Origin of the sequence: Curtobacterium sp. MCJR17_055, from assembly GCF_003224335.1 — a bacterium.
Taxonomy (GTDB): domain Bacteria; phylum Actinomycetota; class Actinomycetes; order Actinomycetales; family Microbacteriaceae; genus Curtobacterium.
This window is the reverse complement of sequence record NZ_QKLF01000001.1, coordinates 369,433-388,241: the sequence shown is the minus strand read 5'-3', so window position 1 is coordinate 388,241 and position 18,809 is coordinate 369,433. Positions and strand designations below refer to the sequence as shown.

The 18,809-nt window shown below is 71.8% G+C and carries 17 protein-coding genes; 9 read left to right on the top strand and 8 right to left on the bottom strand.

Translation table 11 applies throughout. The features are described 5' to 3' along the window. Window positions 1-113: 113 nt before the first annotated feature. The 4 genes from DEJ16_RS01805 to xseA all read right to left on the bottom strand — a co-directional run bounded on the left by DEJ16_RS01805 (window position 114) and on the right by xseA (window position 3,139). The gene (locus DEJ16_RS01805; protein WP_110823632.1) at window positions 114-728 is read right to left on the bottom strand and encodes a carbonic anhydrase; all 615 of its coding nucleotides are present in this window, start codon (window positions 726-728) and stop codon (window positions 114-116) included. A 98-nt stretch (window positions 729-826) separates the two neighbouring features. Continuing rightward, window positions 827-1,465, bottom strand: coding sequence for a DUF4245 domain-containing protein (locus DEJ16_RS01800; RefSeq protein WP_110823633.1), 639 nt, complete (start codon window positions 1,463-1,465; stop codon window positions 827-829). Continuing rightward, window positions 1,462-1,728: an exodeoxyribonuclease VII small subunit gene (locus tag DEJ16_RS01795; RefSeq protein ID WP_110823634.1), complete on the bottom strand. Its 267-nt coding sequence runs from the start codon at window positions 1,726-1,728 to the stop codon at window positions 1,462-1,464. The genes DEJ16_RS01800 and DEJ16_RS01795 overlap by 4 nt, the downstream gene beginning before the upstream one ends. 145 nt (window positions 1,729-1,873) lie before the next feature. Then, window positions 1,874-3,139: an exodeoxyribonuclease VII large subunit gene (gene xseA, locus DEJ16_RS01790; RefSeq protein WP_110823635.1), complete on the bottom strand. Its 1,266-nt coding sequence runs from the start codon at window positions 3,137-3,139 to the stop codon at window positions 1,874-1,876. 124 nt (window positions 3,140-3,263) lie between these two features. Between xseA and DEJ16_RS01785 the strand changes: the two genes are divergently transcribed. After that, a complete protein-coding gene (locus DEJ16_RS01785) occupies window positions 3,264-4,328 on the top strand; it encodes a 4-hydroxy-3-methylbut-2-enyl diphosphate reductase (protein WP_110823986.1) in 1,065 nt (354 codons plus the stop codon). Next, the gene (locus DEJ16_RS01780; protein WP_110823636.1) at window positions 4,325-5,056 is read left to right on the top strand and encodes a DUF6264 family protein; all 732 of its coding nucleotides are present in this window, start codon (window positions 4,325-4,327) and stop codon (window positions 5,054-5,056) included. Before DEJ16_RS01785 ends, DEJ16_RS01780 begins: the two co-directional genes overlap by 4 nt. Window positions 5,057-5,078: 22 nt before the next feature. Here the strand turns inward: DEJ16_RS01780 and DEJ16_RS01775 are convergent, their stop codons facing one another. Together DEJ16_RS01775 and fbaA are read right to left on the bottom strand one after the other, a co-directional pair. Then, window positions 5,079-6,338, bottom strand: a complete 1,260-nt coding sequence (locus DEJ16_RS01775; protein ID WP_110823637.1) for a M18 family aminopeptidase — start codon at window positions 6,336-6,338, stop codon at window positions 5,079-5,081. 116 nt (window positions 6,339-6,454) lie between these two features. Then, the gene (gene fbaA / locus DEJ16_RS01770) at window positions 6,455-7,483 is read right to left on the bottom strand and encodes a class II fructose-bisphosphate aldolase (protein ID WP_110823638.1); all 1,029 of its coding nucleotides are present in this window, start codon (window positions 7,481-7,483) and stop codon (window positions 6,455-6,457) included. 156 nt (window positions 7,484-7,639) lie between these two features. On the opposite strand from fbaA, the gene glpX reads away from it, so the two are divergent. Then, the gene (gene glpX, locus DEJ16_RS01765; RefSeq protein ID WP_110823639.1) at window positions 7,640-8,629 is read left to right on the top strand and encodes a class II fructose-bisphosphatase; all 990 of its coding nucleotides are present in this window, start codon (window positions 7,640-7,642) and stop codon (window positions 8,627-8,629) included. 140 nt (window positions 8,630-8,769) lie between these two features. Here glpX and rmuC read toward each other — a convergent pair whose 3' ends face one another. Both rmuC and DEJ16_RS01750 read right to left on the bottom strand, forming a co-directional pair. Continuing rightward, window positions 8,770-10,032 carry a DNA recombination protein RmuC gene (gene rmuC / locus DEJ16_RS01755; protein WP_110823640.1) on the bottom strand — a complete coding sequence of 421 codons (1,263 nt, stop codon included), beginning with the start codon at window positions 10,030-10,032 and terminating at the stop codon, window positions 8,770-8,772. Between the two features lie 89 nt (window positions 10,033-10,121). Further along, on the bottom strand, window positions 10,122-10,757 hold the full coding sequence (locus DEJ16_RS01750; protein ID WP_309146402.1) for an exonuclease domain-containing protein: 636 nt from the start codon (window positions 10,755-10,757) through the stop codon (window positions 10,122-10,124). Between the two features lie 90 nt (window positions 10,758-10,847). Between DEJ16_RS01750 and DEJ16_RS01745 the strand changes: the two genes are divergently transcribed. The 6 genes from DEJ16_RS01745 to DEJ16_RS01720 all read left to right on the top strand — a co-directional run bounded on the left by DEJ16_RS01745 (window position 10,848) and on the right by DEJ16_RS01720 (window position 18,776). After that, window positions 10,848-11,141 carry a hypothetical protein gene (locus DEJ16_RS01745; protein ID WP_110823642.1) on the top strand — a complete coding sequence of 98 codons (294 nt, stop codon included), beginning with the start codon at window positions 10,848-10,850 and terminating at the stop codon, window positions 11,139-11,141. A 5-nt stretch (window positions 11,142-11,146) separates the two neighbouring features. Next, window positions 11,147-11,404 (top strand): hypothetical protein, encoded by a 258-nt coding sequence (locus DEJ16_RS01740; RefSeq protein WP_146238000.1) that lies wholly within the window; start codon window positions 11,147-11,149, stop codon window positions 11,402-11,404. Between the two features lie 9 nt (window positions 11,405-11,413). Continuing rightward, entirely contained in the window at window positions 11,414-11,623 is a 210-nt protein-coding gene (locus DEJ16_RS01735; RefSeq protein ID WP_110823644.1) for a hypothetical protein, read from the top strand. Window positions 11,624-11,741: 118 nt separating this feature from the next. Further along, window positions 11,742-12,815 (top strand): redox-regulated ATPase YchF, encoded by a 1,074-nt coding sequence (gene ychF / locus DEJ16_RS01730; RefSeq protein ID WP_110823645.1) that lies wholly within the window; start codon window positions 11,742-11,744, stop codon window positions 12,813-12,815. Window positions 12,816-12,939: 124 nt separating this feature from the next. Beyond that, a complete protein-coding gene (locus DEJ16_RS01725; protein WP_110823646.1) occupies window positions 12,940-18,429 on the top strand; it encodes a DUF6531 domain-containing protein in 5,490 nt (1,829 codons plus the stop codon). Further along, complete coding sequence (locus DEJ16_RS01720) at window positions 18,426-18,776, top strand: hypothetical protein (protein ID WP_110823647.1); 351 nt, start codon at window positions 18,426-18,428, stop codon at window positions 18,774-18,776. Before DEJ16_RS01725 ends, DEJ16_RS01720 begins: the two co-directional genes overlap by 4 nt. The last annotated feature ends 33 nt before the right edge of the window (window positions 18,777-18,809 follow it).

Sequence of the window (18,809 nt, the reverse complement as noted above, 5' to 3'; positions counted from 1 at the left end):
TGTCGGTGTCCGCTCGGCGGCTCGTCGCTGCCGGGGCGGTGTCGTCGTCGGACGTGGTCCGTCCGGGCGCCCACCCGTGTCCCCACGGGGCAGGCGTCCGCCGCACGGACCCGTCAGGCCTGTCCGACGACGGTGTCGATCGTGACCTCTCCCGTGGTGAGGTCGTAGGTCGCGCCGACCACGGCCAACCTACCCTCCGCGATGGCGTCGGACACCGCGCCGGAGCGGTCGAGGATCGTCTTCAGGCTCGACTCGAGGTGTGCGGCACCGACCGACTCCTGCGCGACGTCCGGGTCCGTGGCGCGGACACGCTCGACGCTCGGCGTGATGGCGTCGACGAGGGCCTGCAGGTGCGGCGCGGGCACGGGCTCACCCGACCGGGCAGCGGCGACGGCTCCACACTTGGTGTGCCGGAGCACGACCACCAGGGGCGTGCCGAGCGCGACGACGGCGAACTCGATGGAGCCGAGCACGACCTCGTCCACGATCTGTCCGGCGTTCCGGATCGCGAACACGTCCCCGATGCCGGCGTCGAACACGTGCTCGAACGGCACGCGTGAGTCGGAGCAGCCGAGGACGGTGGCGAACGGAGCCTGCGAGCCCTGCAGCTCCGAGCGACGCTCGGGGTCGATCCGCCCGGTCCGGCGCTTGTCGGCGGCGAAGCGTGCGTTGCCCTCGACGAGGAGTCGGAGGGCCTCGGCGGGGGTGGAGGCGGCGCGGTCGGTCATCGTGTGTCGTTCCTCGGGCGTTCGGGTTCTCGGGACGGGTTCGTGGTGGTTCTCGGCCGGTGCTGGCCGCGGTCGGCCGCAGGACCGGCCGCCGGCGGCTAGTTCCGGAGTTCCTCGCCGATCGCGGTCGCGACGGTGCGGAACGAGCGGTCGTCTGCGGTGCCGGCGAGCACGACGGTGTCCCGACCGGAGGTCGTCACGAGGGCGTACGCGTTGTTGCCCGCGTCCTTGCCCTCGTCGCGACGGTCGTAGACGGTCCACTCGACGCCACCGATGTCGCGGGAGCCGGTCGCCGGCTTCTGGTCCAGTTGGTCGGCGATCCAGGTGTCGTTCGCGTCGATCCCCTGGTGCATGCCGATGTACTGCGAGTCCGGCGTCAGCAGGCCGATCGTCCAGACGGCGACCCCACGAGCGGAGCCCGACTCGTAGTCGGCGTGGTTCGAGGTGTACGAGGACGGCAGCGTCGGGACCAGGAGGGTGGCACCGGACACGTCCGCCTGCTGTGCCACCTGGCGGTAGTCCACGGCGCGGTCGACGGCCTGGTCGGGTCGCACCACGACCGCCACCAGGAAGAGCACGATGCCGAGCGACGCGATGAGCGCCAGGACGAGGTTGAACGCCGTCTGGTGCTCACGCCGCGCACGACGGGCGGTGTCCTTCCGCGCCCAGGTCTCCTCGGCGGTCTCCGGGCGGCCGAGCTCGGCGACGATCGGTCGACCGGTGTCCGGATCGGTCATCGGGCACCACCGACCGCGGAGTCGTCGGCCGTGGGACGGTCCTCCGTTGCGGCACGCGCAGCGTCGAGGCGCGCGCGGGCCCCCATGAGCCACTCCTCGCAGCGAGCAGCCAGGGCTTCCCCGCGCTCCCACAGCCCGAGGGAACGCTCGAGGGTCGCGGACCCCTGCTCGAGTTCGGAGACGACACGGACGAGTTCGTCACGCGCCGCCTCGTAGCTCAACGAGCGGACGTCGGGCTGCTCGGACTGCTGCTCGGAAGACACGGTCCGATCCTACCGAGCCGCCACCGACGGTTCCGCTGTCCGGCGGGGTCCGTGGAGAACTCGCGCCGAGGCGGGCGGAGCGTCGCCCGGGAGGTCGGGACGGGCCTCCGAGCCGGAACGGACCGACCGGGGCGGGCCTCCCGCGTCAGGCGGCGTCCTCGGCCGCCCCGCCGGCGCCCGATCCGTCCGGACCGGGCCCGTCCGCTTCCAGCGTGCCGACCGCGGTCCCCGCTCCGAGCGTCACGTGCACCGCGGTGGCGCCGTGGAGCTCGTCCGCGCCGCGGACCACCGCGCCGTCCTGCGTCTGCACGATCGCGTACCCGCGTCGGAGGGTGTCGCGCGGGGACAGGGCCCGGAGCCGCCCCGTCAGGTGCCCGACGTCGGAGTGGGACCGCTCGATCCGACGGTCGAGCAGCTCCCGGGCGCGGGAGAGGTCACGGGCGACCTCCTCGGCACGTGTGTCCACCAGCCAGGCCGTCGAGGCGAGCGCGGGCCGGGACCGCAGCGCGGCGATCCGGTCCGCCTCGACCGACAGGGTGTGCGAGAGCCGCAGGCCGAGACGGGCTCGGGCCTGACGGACGTTCGCGAGCTCCTCGGCCACGTCCGGGACGACCCGCTTCGCCGCGTCGGTCGGGGTGGAGGCCCGGAGGTCGGCGACCTCGTCGAGGATCGGCCGGTCGGCTTCGTGCCCGATCGCCGACACGAGCGGTGTCGTCGCCGCGGCGGCCGCGCGGACGAGGCCTTCGTCGCTGAAGCCCAGCAGGTTCTGGAAGTCGCCGCCACCACGAGCGACGATGATGACGTCGACCTCCGGGTCGGCGTCGAGCTCCTGGATCGCCGCGGTCACCTCGGCCACGGCACGGTCGCCCTGCACCGCCGTGTGCACCGTCCGGAACTCGACCTGCGGCCACCGCAGCTGGGCGTTCCGCTTGACGTCCTTCTCGGCGTCGGAGTCCTTGCCGGTGATGAGGCCGATGCGGTGCGGCAGGAAGGGCAGACGCTTCTTGCGGGACGGGTCGAACAGCCCCTCCTCCGCCAGGGCACGCCGCAACCGCTCGAGCCGTTCGAGCAGGTCGCCCAGCCCGACGTGCTTCATCTCGACCACCTGCATGGTCAGCGAGCCGCCCTTGACCCAGTAGTTCGGCTTGACGGCGGCGACGACGCGGTCGCCCTGCTTGAGGTCGGTGGGCACCCGGGAGCGGACGCTCGACCAGATGGAGAAGGACACGGTCGCGTCGACCTCGACGTCCTTGAGCTTGCCGTAGACGTTGCCGCCGGCGACGTTCCACTGCGTGATCTCACCCTCGACCCAGGCGACGCCGAGGCGGTCGATCCAGTCGCGGAGCTTCGCGCCGAGCAGCGCGACGGGCCACGGGTCCTCCGCCGTGGGCGGCCCCTGTTCGATCGCCATCGTGCTCCTCCCGGTCGTGCGGACCATGGTGTCGGACGCCGGTGACATCCCGGCCGTCCGCGCGTTCTCCACGGGCTCGTCCGTGCCCAGGCTGCGCGGGTCCTGCTCACCTATCATCGGGGACGTGACGATCACCAACGGCCACTCGGTCCCGCTCGCCCCGCCGCGGGTCCCCGCAGCGCGCGGACGCCTGCGTGACCTGCCGGTCAGCGGGAGCAAGCGGGTGCTGCTCGCGGCGCCGCGCGGCTACTGCGCGGGGGTCGACCGCGCCGTGGTCGCGGTCGAGAAGGCGCTCGAGCAGTACGGCGAGCCGGTGTACGTCCGGAAGCAGATCGTCCACAACGTCCACGTGGTCTCCACACTCGAGCAGCGCGGCGCCGTGTTCGTCGACGACGTCGCCGAGGTGCCCCGCGGGTCGCACGTCGTCTTCAGCGCGCACGGTGTCTCCCCGGCGGTGGTGGCCGGAGCCGCTGCACGCGACCTGCACGCCATCGACGCCACCTGCCCGCTCGTGACGAAGGTCCACCGCGAGGCCTCCCGGTTCGCGAAGGCGGAGCGCACCATCATCCTGATCGGGCACGCCGGCCACGAAGAGGTCGAGGGCACCATGGGTCACGCGCCCGAGCGGACGATCCTGGTGAACGGCCCGGCCGACGTCGCCGCGCTCGAGGTCCCCGATCCGGACAACCTCGTGTGGTTGTCACAGACCACGTTGAGCGTCGACGAGACGATGGAGACGGTCCGGCTCCTGCGGGAGAAGTACCCGTCGATCGAGAACCCGCCCTCCGACGACATCTGCTACGCCACCCAGAACCGGCAGGTCGCGGTCAAGAAGGTCGCACCCGCCGCGGACCTGGTCATCGTGGTCGGGTCCGCGAACTCGTCGAACAGCGTGCGCCTCGTCGACGTCGCCCTGGAGTACGGCGCCAAGGACGCGCACCGGGTCGACTACGCCGAGGAGATCCGGCAGGAATGGCTCGACGGGGTCGAGACCGTCGGCGTGACCAGCGGCGCCTCCGTCCCGGAGGTCCTGGTCGCCGAGGTGCTCGACCAACTCGCCGACGCCGGCTACGGCACGGTCGAGGAAGTCGTCACCGCGCACGAGGACCTCATGTTTTCCCTCCCGCGCGAACTCCGCACCGACGCCGACGGCAAGCCGACGCGTCCGCTGGGCGGGCGCACCCGATGAGCGCTCCGGACGGACGCCCGACCGGGTGGGACGTCGTCCCGCCGCGCGGGACCACGGCCGTGGACGCTCAGGAGGCCCGGATCGCCCCCGATACCGCGGGTGCCGCCACGCAGACCCCGGGCGCCGTCCCGGCTGGGCGACCGGCTCCGCAGTACGGCGAGTACGCGCCCGAGGGCTGGGTGAACCCGGTCCTCGTCGAACAGGAACGTCAGGAACGCGAGGACCGCGAGCGCGCTGCCGCGTCGGCCGCTCCCGGGGCCACCGGCGGGTCGGGTCGTCCCGCTGTCCGAGCACGAGCTGCTGCGACGGCCGACCGGACGGCGACCACCGGGGACGCCGCGTCCGCCCGACGGCTCGGCGCGTCCCCCGTGGACGTGCTGCTGACCTTCGTGCTCCTCGGCATGGGGCTCGTGAGCGTCGTCCAGTCACTCTCGATCGGGTCCGTCGCCTCGACGGTGCGCGAGGAGCTCGAGACGAACTACACCGCTCTGCAGGACCCCGGAGCGCTCAACGGCGCGGCGATGATCAGTTCGGTCGTCATGCTCGTGGTCTTCGCGCTCGTCCTCTGGTGGTCCGTCGTCCGGCTCCGCGCAGGTCGGAGGAGCTTCTGGGTGCCGTTGCTCGGGGGAGCGGTGGCGACCCTGCTCAGCGCGGTGGTGTTCGCCGCCGTGGTCTTCCGGGACGACGGGTTCGTCGCAGCGATGATGCGGCAGGCCGCCGGAGGCTAGGCCCAGCGCCGATGCCACGCCGTCAGGCGAGGAAGGCGGCGACCGCCCCGTGCAGGTCGGCGAGGTCATCGACGTGCACGAGTTCCCGCACCGAGTGCATCGAGAGCAGACCGACGCCGATGTCGATCGTCGGGATGCCGAGACGCGTCGCCGCGATCGGTCCGATCGTCGAGCCGCCCGGGATCGTGTTCACGTTGACGAACGGCTGGAACGCCACGCCCGCGGACTCGCACGCCGCCGCGAACACGGCGGTGCCCTTCGCCTCGGTCATGTACCGCTGGTTCGCGCTGATCTTCAGGAGCGGGCCACCGCCCGGGCGCGGGCGGTTGGTCGGGTCGTGCTTCTCGGAGAAGTTCGGGTGCACCAGGTGCCCCGCGTCGCTCGACAGCAGCCACGATGCCCGGAAGGCGCGGGCGGACTCGGAGCGGCTCGCCCCGAGCCCCTCCTGCACGCGGGCGAGGACGTCCTCGAGGAACGGCCCGCCGGCACCGGACGGCGACGAGGACCCGATCTCCTCGTGGTCGAACGCGGCGAACACCGGGATGTGGTCGCCGTCGCCCGGCGCCTCGACGATCCCGCGGAGGCCGGCGTGCACGCTCGTCAGGTTGTCCATCCGGCCCGACGCCAGGAACGCGCGGTCGATGCCGATCCGCGACGGGGCCTGCGAGTCGGCGAGGAACAGGTCCCACGCCACGGCCGTCTCGCCGAGTCGGGAGCGCAGCCACGCCTCGACGTCGGTGCCGCCGGTGGTCCCGTCGGTGCCCACGATCGGCAGCGTGTGGCGCTGCTTGTCGATGCCCGGGCCGTCGTTCGCGCCGCGGTCGAGGTGGATCGCGAGGTTGGGGATCCGCGCGACGGCGTCCACGGTGTCGAACAGGCTCGCGGTGCCGTCGGCGTGGACGACCCGTCCGGCGATGCGGAGATCACGGTCGAACCACGTCGACAGGACCGGGCCGCCGTAGACCTCGACGTTGAGCTGTTCCCAGCCGCCGACACGGACGGACGGGTTCGGCTTGATCCGGAACCCGGGGGAGTCGGTGTGCGCGCCGAGGATGCGGAACGGCGTCGTCGCCGTGGCTCCTCCGGGGAGACGCCAGGCGATGACCGCGCCGTCGCGGACGACGACGTAGGCCCCGGGCTCGGTCGGCCATGCGTCGGTCTCGGCGAGGTCGGTGAACCCGGCAGCCACCAGGCGGTCGCGCGCGACCGAGGCGGCGTGGAACGCGGTCGGCGACTCCGTGACGAAGTGGGCGAACTCGCTGGCGATGGCGTCGACGGTCATCCGTCCATCGTGGCACGGCGGCAGTGGGCGGACGCAGCAGAGGCCACGGGACGCAGAACGGGGCACGTCCGTCGGACGTGCCCCGTGCCTCCCGGTCCGGGCCGGGTGCTCGCTGCTCAGCTCTGGGACTGACCCGCGGACCCGAGGACCTTCGTGGCCTCGACGACGCGGGCGGCCATCGCCGTCTCGGCGACCTTGCCCCAGGCGCGCGGGTCGTACTGCTTCTTGTTGCCGACCTCGCCGTCGATCTTGAGGACGCCTTCGTAGTTGGAGAACATCGAGCCGGCGATCGACCGCGTGAACGCGTACTGCGTGTCCGTGTCGATGTTCATCTTGATGACGCCGTTGCGGACCGCCTGGTGGATCTCGTCGTCGGTCGACCCCGAACCGCCGTGGAAGACGAGGTCGAGCGGGTTCTGACCGGTGCCGTGCTTCTGCGCGATGGCGTCCTGGATCTCGCCGAGGAGTTCGGGCCGGAGCTTCACGTTGCCCGGCTTGTAGACGCCGTGCACGTTGCCGAAGGTCAGCGCGGCGATCCAGCGGCCCTGGTCGCCCATACCGAGTGCCTCGACGACCCGCTCGACGTCGCCCGAGGTCGTGTAGAGCGCGTCGTTCGTGCCCTCGTGCTGCACGCCGTCCTCTTCGCCGCCGACGACGCCGATCTCGACCTCGAGGATGGCGTTGATGTTCCGCGTCTTCTCGATCATCGTCTTGGCGATCTCGATGTTCTCGTCGAGGGGGACCGCCGACCCGTCCCACATGTGCGACTGGAAGATCGGGTTGCGGCCAGCGCGGACCTCTTCCTCGCTCGCCGCGATGAGCGGGAGCACGAAGCCGTCCAGGGCGTCCTTCGGGCAGTGGTCCGTGTGCAGCGCGACCGTGATCGGGTAGTTCTTCGCGACCTCGTGCGCGAAGGCGGCCATCGCGAGGGCGCCGGCTGCTCGGTTCTTGACCGTGTGCCCGGCGAAGTAGTCCGCGCCGCCGGTCGTGACCTGGATGATGCCGTCGGAGCCGGCCTCGGTCAGACCCTGGAGGACCGCGTTGATGGTCTGGGACGATGACACGTTGACCGCGGGGTAAGCGAACTTCCCGGCCTTCGCGCGGTCGATCATCTCGGCGTACTGGTCCGGCGTTGCGATGGGCACTGGGTTCTCCTTCGACTTCTTCGGTGATGTCGCAACCGATGCTAGTCAGGGGCGGTTGGTGGGCGGTGGATGTGGTCGGCACCTGTGGACGGAGCACGGTGTGCACATCCGTGCGCGCGGGGAGGCCGGGAGGGTGGCGGTCGGTAGGCTCGGGTCGTGACTCCCACGACTGAGACCGGCTCCCTGTTCCTCCAGCCCGACCGCAACCTGGCGCTCGAACTCGTGCGTGCGACGGAGGCCGCCGCGATCCGGGCACAGCCGTGGGTCGGACGTGGTGAGAAGAACCTCGCCGACGGTGCCGCCGTCGACGCGATGCGCAAGTTCCTCGGCACGGTGAACTTCGACGGCGTCGTCGTCATCGGTGAGGGCGAGAAGGACAACGCCCCGATGCTCTACAACGGCGAGCACGTGGGCAACGGCCACGGCCCGGCCTGCGACATCGCGGTCGACCCGATCGACGGCACCTCGCTGACCGCCGCCGGGCGACAGAACGCCATCTCCGTCATGGCCGTCTCGGACCGCGGCTCCATGTACGACCCGTCCGCCGTGTTCTACATGGACAAGATCGCCGCCGGGCCCGAGGGCCGCGGGGTCCTGGACCTCGAGAAGCCCATCGGCGAGAACATCCGTGCGCTCGCCAAGGCGAAGGGCAAGGACCTCGAGGACATGGTCGTCGCCGTCCTCGACCGGCCGCGCCACGACGAACTCATCCGTCAGATCCGCGCGACCGGTGCCGGTACCCGACTGCTGCTCGACGGTGACGTCGCCGGTGGCATCGCGGCGGCGCTGCCCGGGTCGAACATCGACATGTGCGTCGGCGTCGGCGGCACGCCCGAGGGCATCATCACCGCCTGCGCGATCAAGGCGCTCGACGGCGTGATCCTCGGCAAGCTCCAGCCGAAGGACGACGAGGAGCGCGAGCGCGCCGTCGCCGCCGGTCACGACCTCGACAAGGTGCTCGACCAGGACGACCTGGTCACGGGCGACAACACGTTCTTCGTCGCGACCGGTGTCACCGACGGCGTCCTCGTCGACGGTGTCCGTCGTTCGCGCGGCGTCATCCACACCGACTCGCTCGTGCTCCGGTCCCGCTCGAACACGATCCGCCGCATCCAGGCGGACCACCGCGCCGAGAAGTGGTTCTGATCCGCTGACCCGCGGCGCGCCGAGGATCCGCACAAGGAGAACCCGCTCGAACCACGTACTCCCGTGGTTCGAGCGGGTTTTCGTGGTCCCGGTCCCGGTCCCGGTCCCGGTCCCGGTCCCGGCCCCGGCCCCGGCCCCGCTCAGTCGCGCTCAGTGCTCGCGACGAGCTCCGGCGCCGTCAGCAACCGCGGCTCGTCCTCGATCGACGTCGGGTCCGCGATGACCTTCGACTCGTCGAGCAGCGACAGTCGACGGGCACTCGGGAGCACCTGCCGCTCGAGTGAGCCGACGAAGCGGTTGTAGTCGACCACGGCACCGCGGATCGAGCGGCCGAGCTTGTCCACGTGCCCGGCCATGGTCGACAGCCGCCCGTGCAACTCGCGGGACACCCGGAACAGCTCGCGTGCCTCCTGCGTGACGACGTCCTGCTGCCACGAGAACGCGACGGTCTTCAGCACGGACCACAGCGTCACGGGCGAAGCCAGTGCCACCCGCTTGCGGAACGCGTGGTCGAGCAGGCCGGGGTCGGCGGCCAGGGCGCTCGCGATGAGGGACTCCGACGGGATGAACGCCACCGTCAGCTCGGGGGAGGCGTCGTAGCCCGACCAGTACTCCCGGGCCGCCAGGGCGTCGACGTGCGCCCGGAGTGCCCTGACGTGCTGCGCCATGAGGTGTCCGCGCCGCGCACCTTCCGCCCCCGTCGCGGACGCCGGGATGTCCATCGCCTGCAGGTACGCGGCGAACGGCACCTTGGCGTCGACGGCGATGTTCTTCCCGCCGGGTAGGTGCACGATCATGTCCGGGCGGGCCGCCCCCGCCGTGGTGGTCACCGACGACTGCACGTCGAAGTCGACCCGTTCGAGGAGCCCGGCGGCCTCGACCACGTTCCGCAACTGCGTCTCGCCCCACACCCCGCGCGTGCTGTTCGACGACAGCGCGCTCGCGAGGGTCTCGGCCGTGGCACGGAGGCGTTCCTCGGACTCGGCGGCCGACCGGAGCTGCGCCGACAGGGCGCCGTACTGCTCGCTGCGGGAGCGCTCGAGCTCGGCGATCTTCTCCCGCATGACCTGCAACGTGTCGGCGACCGGGCTGAGCGCGGAGAGCACCTTCGACTCGTCCTGCGCCCGGTTCGACTCGGCGCCGTGCATGCGCTGCACGAGGTGCTCCAATTCGGCCGCCCGGCGCTCGAGGGAGTCGACCTGTCGGCGGTACTGCGCGTCCTGCGCGTCGAGCCGCTCCTCGGCGTCACGTCGGGCCGCGTCGAGTTGGGAACGGAGGCCGTCCGCCGTCGCGTTCGCGGTCGCTGCGTCCACTCCGGCACGGGACCGGGCGAGTGACCACGCGACCACGGCCCCGACGGCGATGCCGATCACGAGACCGATGACCAGGGCGAGGATCTGCATGACGCGACCCTGGCAGGTCCCACCGACACCGGGCCTCCCGGCCGGCGGCGAGCCGTGCGACGGGCCGGACGGGGCCCGTCGGACCGCGGTCAGTCCGAGAAGACCATGGGGCGGCGTGACAGCCGCGGCTGCGGCGTGGTCGCCTTCGGCTTCTCGACACGGGCGCGGACCGGGTTGATCGTGACGCGGGTCACGGCGCCGAGCGCCTCCACCGTCGGGACGCCGTGGAACCCGGCCGCGTGGACGACGATGGCGGCGCAGGCCTCGGCGTCGGCCGCCGCGTCGTGGTGCTGGAAGCCGGAGAAGCCCGCTGCCGTCGCGGCCGACGGCAGGCGGTACGAGTCCAGCGTGTACGTCTTCCGTGCGACCGCCAGCGAGCACATCGAGTGGTGCTCGGCGATGTCGATCCCCGTCGCCGCACACCCACCCGCGATGACGCCCATGTCGAAGCGGGCGTTGTGTGCGACGAGCACGTCGCCCTCCGCGAACGCCACGATGTCCGGGTACTGCTGCTCCCACGTCTTGGCGTGGGTGACGTCCGACTCGACGATCCCGTGGATCCGCGTGTTCCACTCGAGGAACGCGTCATGCCCGGCGGGCGGGCGGATGAACCAGGAGGCCCGTTCCACGACGCGGCCGCCGCGCACCTTGACGAGACCCACGGAACACGCGCTGGCGGGCGAGTTGTTCGCGGTCTCGAAGTCGATCGCGGTGAAGTTCAACACGCGATCGATCGTCGCACGGGGATACGACAACTCCGGAATCGAGCGCGGCGTGGTGCCGGCAGCGGGAGTCCCCGCTCGTACGCTGTGGCGATGGAGACCGGTCCCGCACGCACCCCGCTCGTCCTCGTCCTGGCGGGCGCCGGGTACGGACAGCAGGCTCCGCTCCTCCGGTGGTCGACGACCATCGCGCGGGAGTGCGGCTGTGCGGTCCTCGCACCCGACTGGACGGTCGACGACGCTGCCCGCGCCGACCCGGTCGGCTTCGTCACGCAACACGTCGCCACCGCGCTCGGCGACCGGCTGCCCGACCTGGTGGTCGCCAAGTCTTCGGGTGCTCCGCCCTGCCCTGGGCGGTGGCGCACGAGGTCCCCGGCGTGTGGCTGACCCCGGTGCTCACCGACGACACGGTGCGCGACGCGCTCGCCACGGTCAACGACGGACACGTCGCGGTCGGCGGTTCCGCCGATCCCATGTGGCGGCCCGACCGTGTCACGCACACCCGGGCGCGTCTCGTGACCGTCGACGGAGCCGACCACGCGCTCGAGGTCCCCGGTGACTGGCGACGCTCCCAGCGCCTCCAGGTCGAGGTGCTGAGCGTCGTCGAGGAGCAGGTGGCGGCCCTGGTCCGACCAGGCGGGCGGCGGTAGCCTCCCGTCATGGCCGACCCACGCGACCTCGACGACCTGTTGGCGCAGGCCGAGGTCGTCGACGCACCGCCGCGCACCGCACGACGGGCGATCAGCCTGGCCCTCGTGCTCGCCGGCACCTGCGTCGCGATCGCCGTCGGCGCCCTCGCCGGGTTCCGCGGGCTCGTCATCGCGGCGATCTGGTACGCCACGCTGGATCCCACGTCCAGCGGCGGCTGACGGACACACTGGAGGCTCCCCACCGGCACGGCCTGTCCGTCGCCGGCGCGTCGGCTCGGAACCGGCGGCGGGACCCAGGGGCGGCCCCGTCACGCCGCCGCCGGTAGGCTCTCCTCCCGTGGCACTCACCATCGGAATCGTCGGTCTCCCGAACGTCGGCAAGTCGACCCTGTTCAACGCCCTGACCAAGAACCAGGTGCTCGCGGCCAACTACCCGTTCGCCACCATCGAGCCGAACGTCGGGGTGGTGAACCTGCCGGACCCGCGTCTCGACCAGCTCGCGGAGCTGTTCGGCTCGGAGAAGACCGTGCCCGCGCCGGTGTCGTTCGTCGACATCGCCGGCATCGTCAAGGGCGCGAGCGAGGGCGAGGGCCTCGGCAACAAGTTCCTCGCCAACATCCGCGAAGCCGACGCCATCGCGCAGGTCGTCCGCGGCTTCACCGACGACGACGTCGTGCACGTGGCGAACAAGGTCTCGCCGGCGGACGACCTCGAGGTCATCAACACCGAGCTGATCCTCGCCGACATGGAGACCATCGACAAGGCGCTCCCGCGGTACGAGAAGATGCTCAAGCTGAAGCAGGCCGAGCCGATCGTGCTCGAGACCGCCCGCGACGCCCGTGCCGAGCTCGAGAAGGGCGTGCTGCTCTCCGCGACCTCGATCGACCTCGAGCCGATCAAGGAGCTCGGGCTGCTCAGCGCCAAGCCCTTCATCTTCGTGTTCAACGTCGACGAGGCGATCCTGACCGACGAGGCCCGCAAGGCCGAGCTCGCCGCCCTCGTCGCCCCGGCGAACGCGGTGTTCCTCGACGCCCAGGTGGAGTCCGAGCTCATCGACCTCGACCCGGCGGACGCCGCGGAGCTCCTCGAGTCCACCGGTCAGACCGAGTCCGGTCTCGACCAGCTCGCGCGCATCGGGTTCGAGACGCTCGGGCTGCAGACGTACCTGACTGCCGGTCCGAAGGAGTCGCGTGCGTGGACGATCGGCAAGGGGTGGAAGGCGCCCCAGGCTGCCGGTGTGATCCACACGGACTTCGAGAAGGGCTTCATCAAGGCGGAGGTCATCTCGTTCGACGACCTCATCGCCACCGGCTCCATCGCCGAGGCCCGTGCGCAGGGGAAGGCCCGCATCGAGGGCAAGGACTACGTCATGCAGGACGGCGACGTGGTGGAGTTCCGCTTCAACAACTGAGGCCCGGTGTCCTGCCCGCACCCGTGGTGCTCGTCGCCACCGGTGGGTACGGTGGAGCCGTCGCGCGCGATGCGCGGCGGGTCGGCAACCCGGCCCGGGGAAGCAACACGGGGGAGTGCCGGTCATGACCGAATTCGTCGAGGTGCCACTGCTCCCGCAGTCGGATTCGTCCAACGGTGGGAAGTTCACGTACTCCACCGCTTCGGCACTGCAGTCGAAGCTCCTGGCAGAAGCGGCTCGGCTCGAAGGGCAGGCTGGATCCCGGGCCTCGTACGTCTCGACGGCGAAGCACGACTTCGAGGGCCACTTCTCGGAGTTGTTCGCCACGAACGCCACCACGGCGTCGCAGGACGCGTCGAACCTCGCCAGTGCCCTCCGCACGGTCGCCGGGTACGTCGGCAAGATGATCGCGGCCGGTCACGAGGAGGACGCCCGCCGCAAGGAGAACAACGAGTGGGTCCACCGGCACAACAACAAGGACTTCGGCGACCAGTTCCACGACTTCTGGTTCGGTGAGGACGAGCGTCCGAACGTCGATCCCGGACCGGCCCCGACCTTCCCTGCTGCCCAGGCCTCGACCGGCTCCCGCCAGACCCCGGCTCCCGGTGGCGGTGGAGGCGGAGGCGGAGGTGGTACTTCCTCTGCGCGGCCGGAGGACATGCGGTCCTTCGCAACCGGATCCCGCGGGCTCGACGACGCCCTCGCGGCGGCCCCGGGCGGCATCGAGGCGGCGCTCGCCGACTTCGCGAGCGACTGTTCATGGGGCCACATCGATGCGGCCGGAGTGGTGGGCGCCTACCGCCGGTACCTCAGCGCGAACGCCGAGGACGCCTCCTGGGCCGACACGATCGCCGCCGCCTTCGAGGCCGCCGGCGGCGCCGGGGCGGTCTCGACCCTGAGCGACGCAGCGCTCGGCGCGGCACTGCAGGCGGCCGGCGTCTCGGCGAGCCGTTCGAGCCTCCAGATCGACCCGCCGACCGCGGCGGGTGCGATGCCCACCAGCGGGTACGCGAACGACCCGGTGAACACGTCGACCGGCAACTTCCTCGAGCCGGAGACGGACCTGGCCTTCGTCGGGGCATCCGGCCTGGCCTTGACGCGCATGTACAACTCGATGCCGTCCGCGCTCGGGACGCCGGGGGTGTTCGGACCGGGATGGGCATCGGTCCTCGACCAGGCGCTCCTGCTGTCCGACACCGGTGCCCGCTGGGTCCGGGACGACGGGCGAGCAGTCGACTACCCGCGCGACGGTGACGGCTTCGGTCGTGCTGTCGGCGAGAACTCCTGGCTGCACCGGGAGCCGGGCGAGGGTCCCGACGGGGCCCGTCTCGTCGTGCGCGACAACCAGGGCGGGTGGTGGGCGTTCGACCCGACCGGTCGCTGGCTCGCGTCCGGACGTGGGCACGGCGAGACCACCACGGTCAGCCGTGACGGTTCGGGTGCCGTCATCCGCCTCGAGCACGAGTTCGGCCGGAACCTCGAGGTGGAGTACGTCGGCGGGCGCGTGGCCGTGGTCCGTGCGTCGGACGGACGCCGGATGGAGTACGGGTACGAGAACGGGTACCTCGGCCGCGTGACCGGTGCACTCGGGACACGGACGTACCGGTGGAACGAGGACGGCCTCATCGCCGCTGTCGTCTCGGCCGCCGGCGTGGTCGAGGCCGAGAACACCTACGACGAGCAAGGACGTGTCGTCCTGCAGGTGTCCCAGTACGGGCGGCGCACGAGGTTCGCCTACCTCCCCGGTCGCGTGACCGCTGTGTCGGACGAGGACGGCACCCGGTCGAACTCGTGGATCGCGGACGCGAAGGGACGCCTGGTCGGGATGCTCGACTCCGCCGACCAGCGGCAGTCGATGACGTACGACGCTTCGGGCAACCTGGTCTCGTCCACGCGTCGAGACGGGTCCGTCACGGTCCACGCCCACGACGAGCGCGGTCGGCGGACGCGCACGGTCACCGCCGAGGGTGCGGACCTGACCTGGGGGTACGACGCGCAGGACCGGGTGACCACCTTCGTCACCGCGTCGGGATCGGTCATCAGCTACGAGTACCCCGATGACGTGTCGCGGAACCCGTCGGTCATCCACGACGCCCTCGGTGGGCGCACCGAACTGGAGTGGGATCGCGGTCGGCTGCTCAGGGTCGTCGACCCGACCGGCGTGCCGCTGCACTTCGCGTACGACCGGGCCGGTGACCTCGTCGCGATCCGGAACGCCTCGGGGGAGACGTCCCGGACCGAGCGCGACGCCGCGGGACGTCCGACCGCTGCCGTCAGTCCGTCGGGTGCGCGCACCGAGTACCGGTACGACGGAGCGGGGCTGCTCGTGCAGCGGACCGACGCGGACGGTGCGAAGTGGCGGTTCGAGCACGACCCTGCGGGACGGCCCACGGCGGTCGTGGACCCGACGGGCGCGCGGACCCGGTTCGAGTACGGAGCGAACGGCGAGCTCGTCCGCACCACCGATGCGCTCGGCAGGACCGTCGAGCGCGAGTTCGACGACCTGGGCAACGTGGCCGCGGTCGTGCTCCCGGGTGGCGGGAGGTGTGCGTTCGCGCACGATGCGCTCTCGCGGCTCACGAGCGTCATGGACCCCGCTGGCGGCACCTGGTCGCGCGAGTACGACGTGGCCGGGAACCTGACGGCGAGCATCGACCCGACCGGACTCCGGACCTCGGCGACGACGGAGCGCGACACCGGCACCGTCACGATCGCCGACGCCTTCGCCCGCACCACGGTCCGCTTCGACGAGTACGGCCGCCCGGTGCGGGTCGAGGCCGAGGACGGCTCGGCCGAACTCGTCACCTACGACGCGGCGGGCAACGCGGTCGAACTCGTCGACGGCGAGGGCGGCTTGACGACGCTCGAACGCGATCCGGCCGGTCGGGTCGTCGCCGTCGTGGCGGCCTCCGGCGCGACCACGGCGTACGAGTACGACGCGTGCGGTCGCCCGTGGCGGACCACCGACCCGGTCGGCGGGGTCACGGAACTCGTCTGGGACGCCGATCAGCGTCTCGTCGCCAGGACGTTCCCGACGGGCGAGTCCGAGCACTTCGAGTACGACGCGGTCGGACGCCTCACGGTGCAGCGGGTGCCCGGGGTCGGGACCACGCGGTTCGAGTACGACCGGGTCGGGCGGCTCGTCGCGACCCGGGGCCCCGCCTTCGGTACGCGTCGCTTCACCTACGACGCCGTCGGGCAGCTCGTCCGCACGGTGAACGGGGTCGGTGGCGTCACCTCGTACGACCACGACGACCTCGGGCGGATCACCCGGGTCACGGGGCCGACCGGAGCCGTCACCGAGTACCAGTACGACGACCTCGGCCAGGTCACCGGCATCACCGACCCCCTCACGCGCCGAACGGTCCTCCGGTACGACGCGGCAGGCCGACCGATCTCGCGGACGGATGCGGACGGCCGCACCACCACGTGGACGCACGACGCGTCCGGGCGGCCGGTCAGCACCTCGGTCGACGGTCGGCTGGTGTCGGTCGTCGAGCACGACGCCGCCCGGCGTCGGGTCGTCGTGCACGACCACACGCGCGACGACGGCAGGGTCGTCGACCACGAACTGCGCTTCGACGGTCGTGGTCTGCTCACCTCCCGGACCCGGGACGGCTGGGGCATGACCTGGGAGTACGGACCGGACGGCGAGCGCATCGCGTCGACCGACACGAACGGCGTGCGGACGACGTGGACGCGTGACGCAGCCGGACGGGCGGTCGCCATCGAGCACCCGGGACTCGGCCGTGTCAAGTTCGACCGCGACGCGAGCGGTCGGTGCATCGCCGCGCGTGCCGGTGGGCACGTGCAGAGCTGGGCCTTCCACGACGGGTTCATGATCCGGCACACGGGCGGGAGCGGTGCGACCCTCGTCGAGCGTGACGACCACGGGAGGGTCTCCCGGGTCACCCGGCAGGGCCCGGACGACGGTCCGGCCCGTGTGACCACGGTCGAGTACGACGCCGCGGGGCAACTCGTCGCGGTGGAGACGGACGCGGGCCGGTCGACGTGGGAGTACGACCTCGGCGGACGCCTGGTCGCGGAGTCCGGCCCCGACGGCACGACGACACACGAGTACGACGCAGCGGGGCAGATCCGTTCGACGGAGCACCCGGACGGGTCGCGCAGCGAGTACCTGCACGACGCCCTGGGGCGGCGCGTGGCCGTCATCGACCCGGACGGGGCGACGACCGAGTACGGCTGGGGCACGATCGGTCGTCTGGCCGAGGTCGTGCACCGTCCCGTCCCCGGCACGAGCGACCACCCCGCGACGGAACACCGCCTGTGGGTCGACGCACTCGGCGAACTCGCGGAGGTCGACGACGCGTCGGTCTGGTGGGACACGGCCGCCGCCGTACCGACCCTCGTGGCGGTGGGAGGCGAGCGGGTGCTCGGGCTGCCCGCAGGGCTCACCGCGGTCGGGACGACCTGGACCACCGACCAGTGGCGTGGAGCACGGGCGACGGACGTCGGCGATCCCTGGGCGGTCACCGGGATCGTCGGCTCGTCGACCGCCGCATCCGGGTTCCCGGACGACATCGGGGTCACGGCGACGGGTGGGCTCGTCGTCGCGGGTTTCGAGTGGCTCGGTGCGCGTGTGTACGACCCGACCGCCCGGGGCTTCCTGTCCGCTGATCCGCTGCCCCCGGTCATCGCCGCCGGGTGGGACGGCAACCCGTACGCGTACGCGGGCAACGACCCGCTCGGGGCCGTCGACCCGACCGGACTCCGCCCGCTCACCGACGCAGAACTGAAGGCGTACGACAGCTCGGCATCGCGCGGCGCGTTCGCTGCCGCCGGTGACTTCTTCGCCGACAACTGGGAGTACTTCGCCGGGGGTGCCATGGTCGTCGCCGGCGGCGTGCTCATGGCGACCGGTGTGGGCGGCCCGGCGGGGATGATGCTGATCAGCGCCGGAGCCGACACGATCATCCAGAAGGCCACGACGGGCGAGGTCGACTGGGGCGAGGTCGCGCTCAGCGGCGCCCTCGGCGGGTTCGGCGGTGCGGGCATCGCAGCCCGGGCGGGACTGACCGGGATGAAGGCGTCGGTCGTCGCGGGTGCCAGCTCCGGCGGGATCGGTGGCGGCGTCCAGGGAGCGTACGGCTACTACACCGGGCCTGGCCCGCACTCGGTCACCGGAGCGCTCTCCGCCACGGGCCAGGGTGCGCTCGCGGGGACCGTCACCGGCGGCGCCGGTGGAGCCGTGGGCCAGAAGGTCAGCGAGGGCATCATGGGTGCGGTGACGCGGAACGCCTCCGCCGACACGGCGGTCATGGGGCGCAGCATGGAGTACCGCGTCCATCCCTACGGAGCTGCGCACGGGTACTCCTCGTACGAGGCGCTGCCGTCCCGGGTCTACGACTGGACAGAGGCGCACCTCCCCACGTCGGTCCACGAGCGGGTGCACCTCTGGGCGAACGAGAAATGGGTGGACTACCAGAAGATGCAGGGCAAGGACATCGTCGACATCGGCGCTCCGGACGAAGCGCTGCGCCCAGCAGGGGTCGATCCACTCGGACCGAGCGCGTACTACGACATGGAGCAGAGCCGGGTGGCCGGGTACTCCGGGTACTCCCAGGACCCCCAGCCGAGTTGGGACCTGCGATGACGTCGCCGACCTCGTCGCGCGCTCCGGAGCCGGGCCCACCGGAGACGCGGTACTTCCGCGTCGCAGGACGACCGCAGCGCCGGTTCCTGTTCACCGCCGGCGTCACCACGTGGGAGGTGTCGAGCGGCGCAGGGACCTCGTTCGTGGTGGACACTGCAGGACTGCGCGACGCGCTCGGCATCGCCCCCGGCGGTTCCCGGAACGACGAGCAGCACTGCCGGTCCCGAGCCGTCGAGCTGTTCGAGTCGGGCGACCGGGAGCACTGGGTGCAGTACCCGTTCGGCGGCACGGCCACGGACGAGGAAGTCCTGCGCGGCGCTGCCGGCCCTGACCCCTCGACGGCGTGATGCCCAGCCGGACCGGTGCTCGTCCGTGATGCG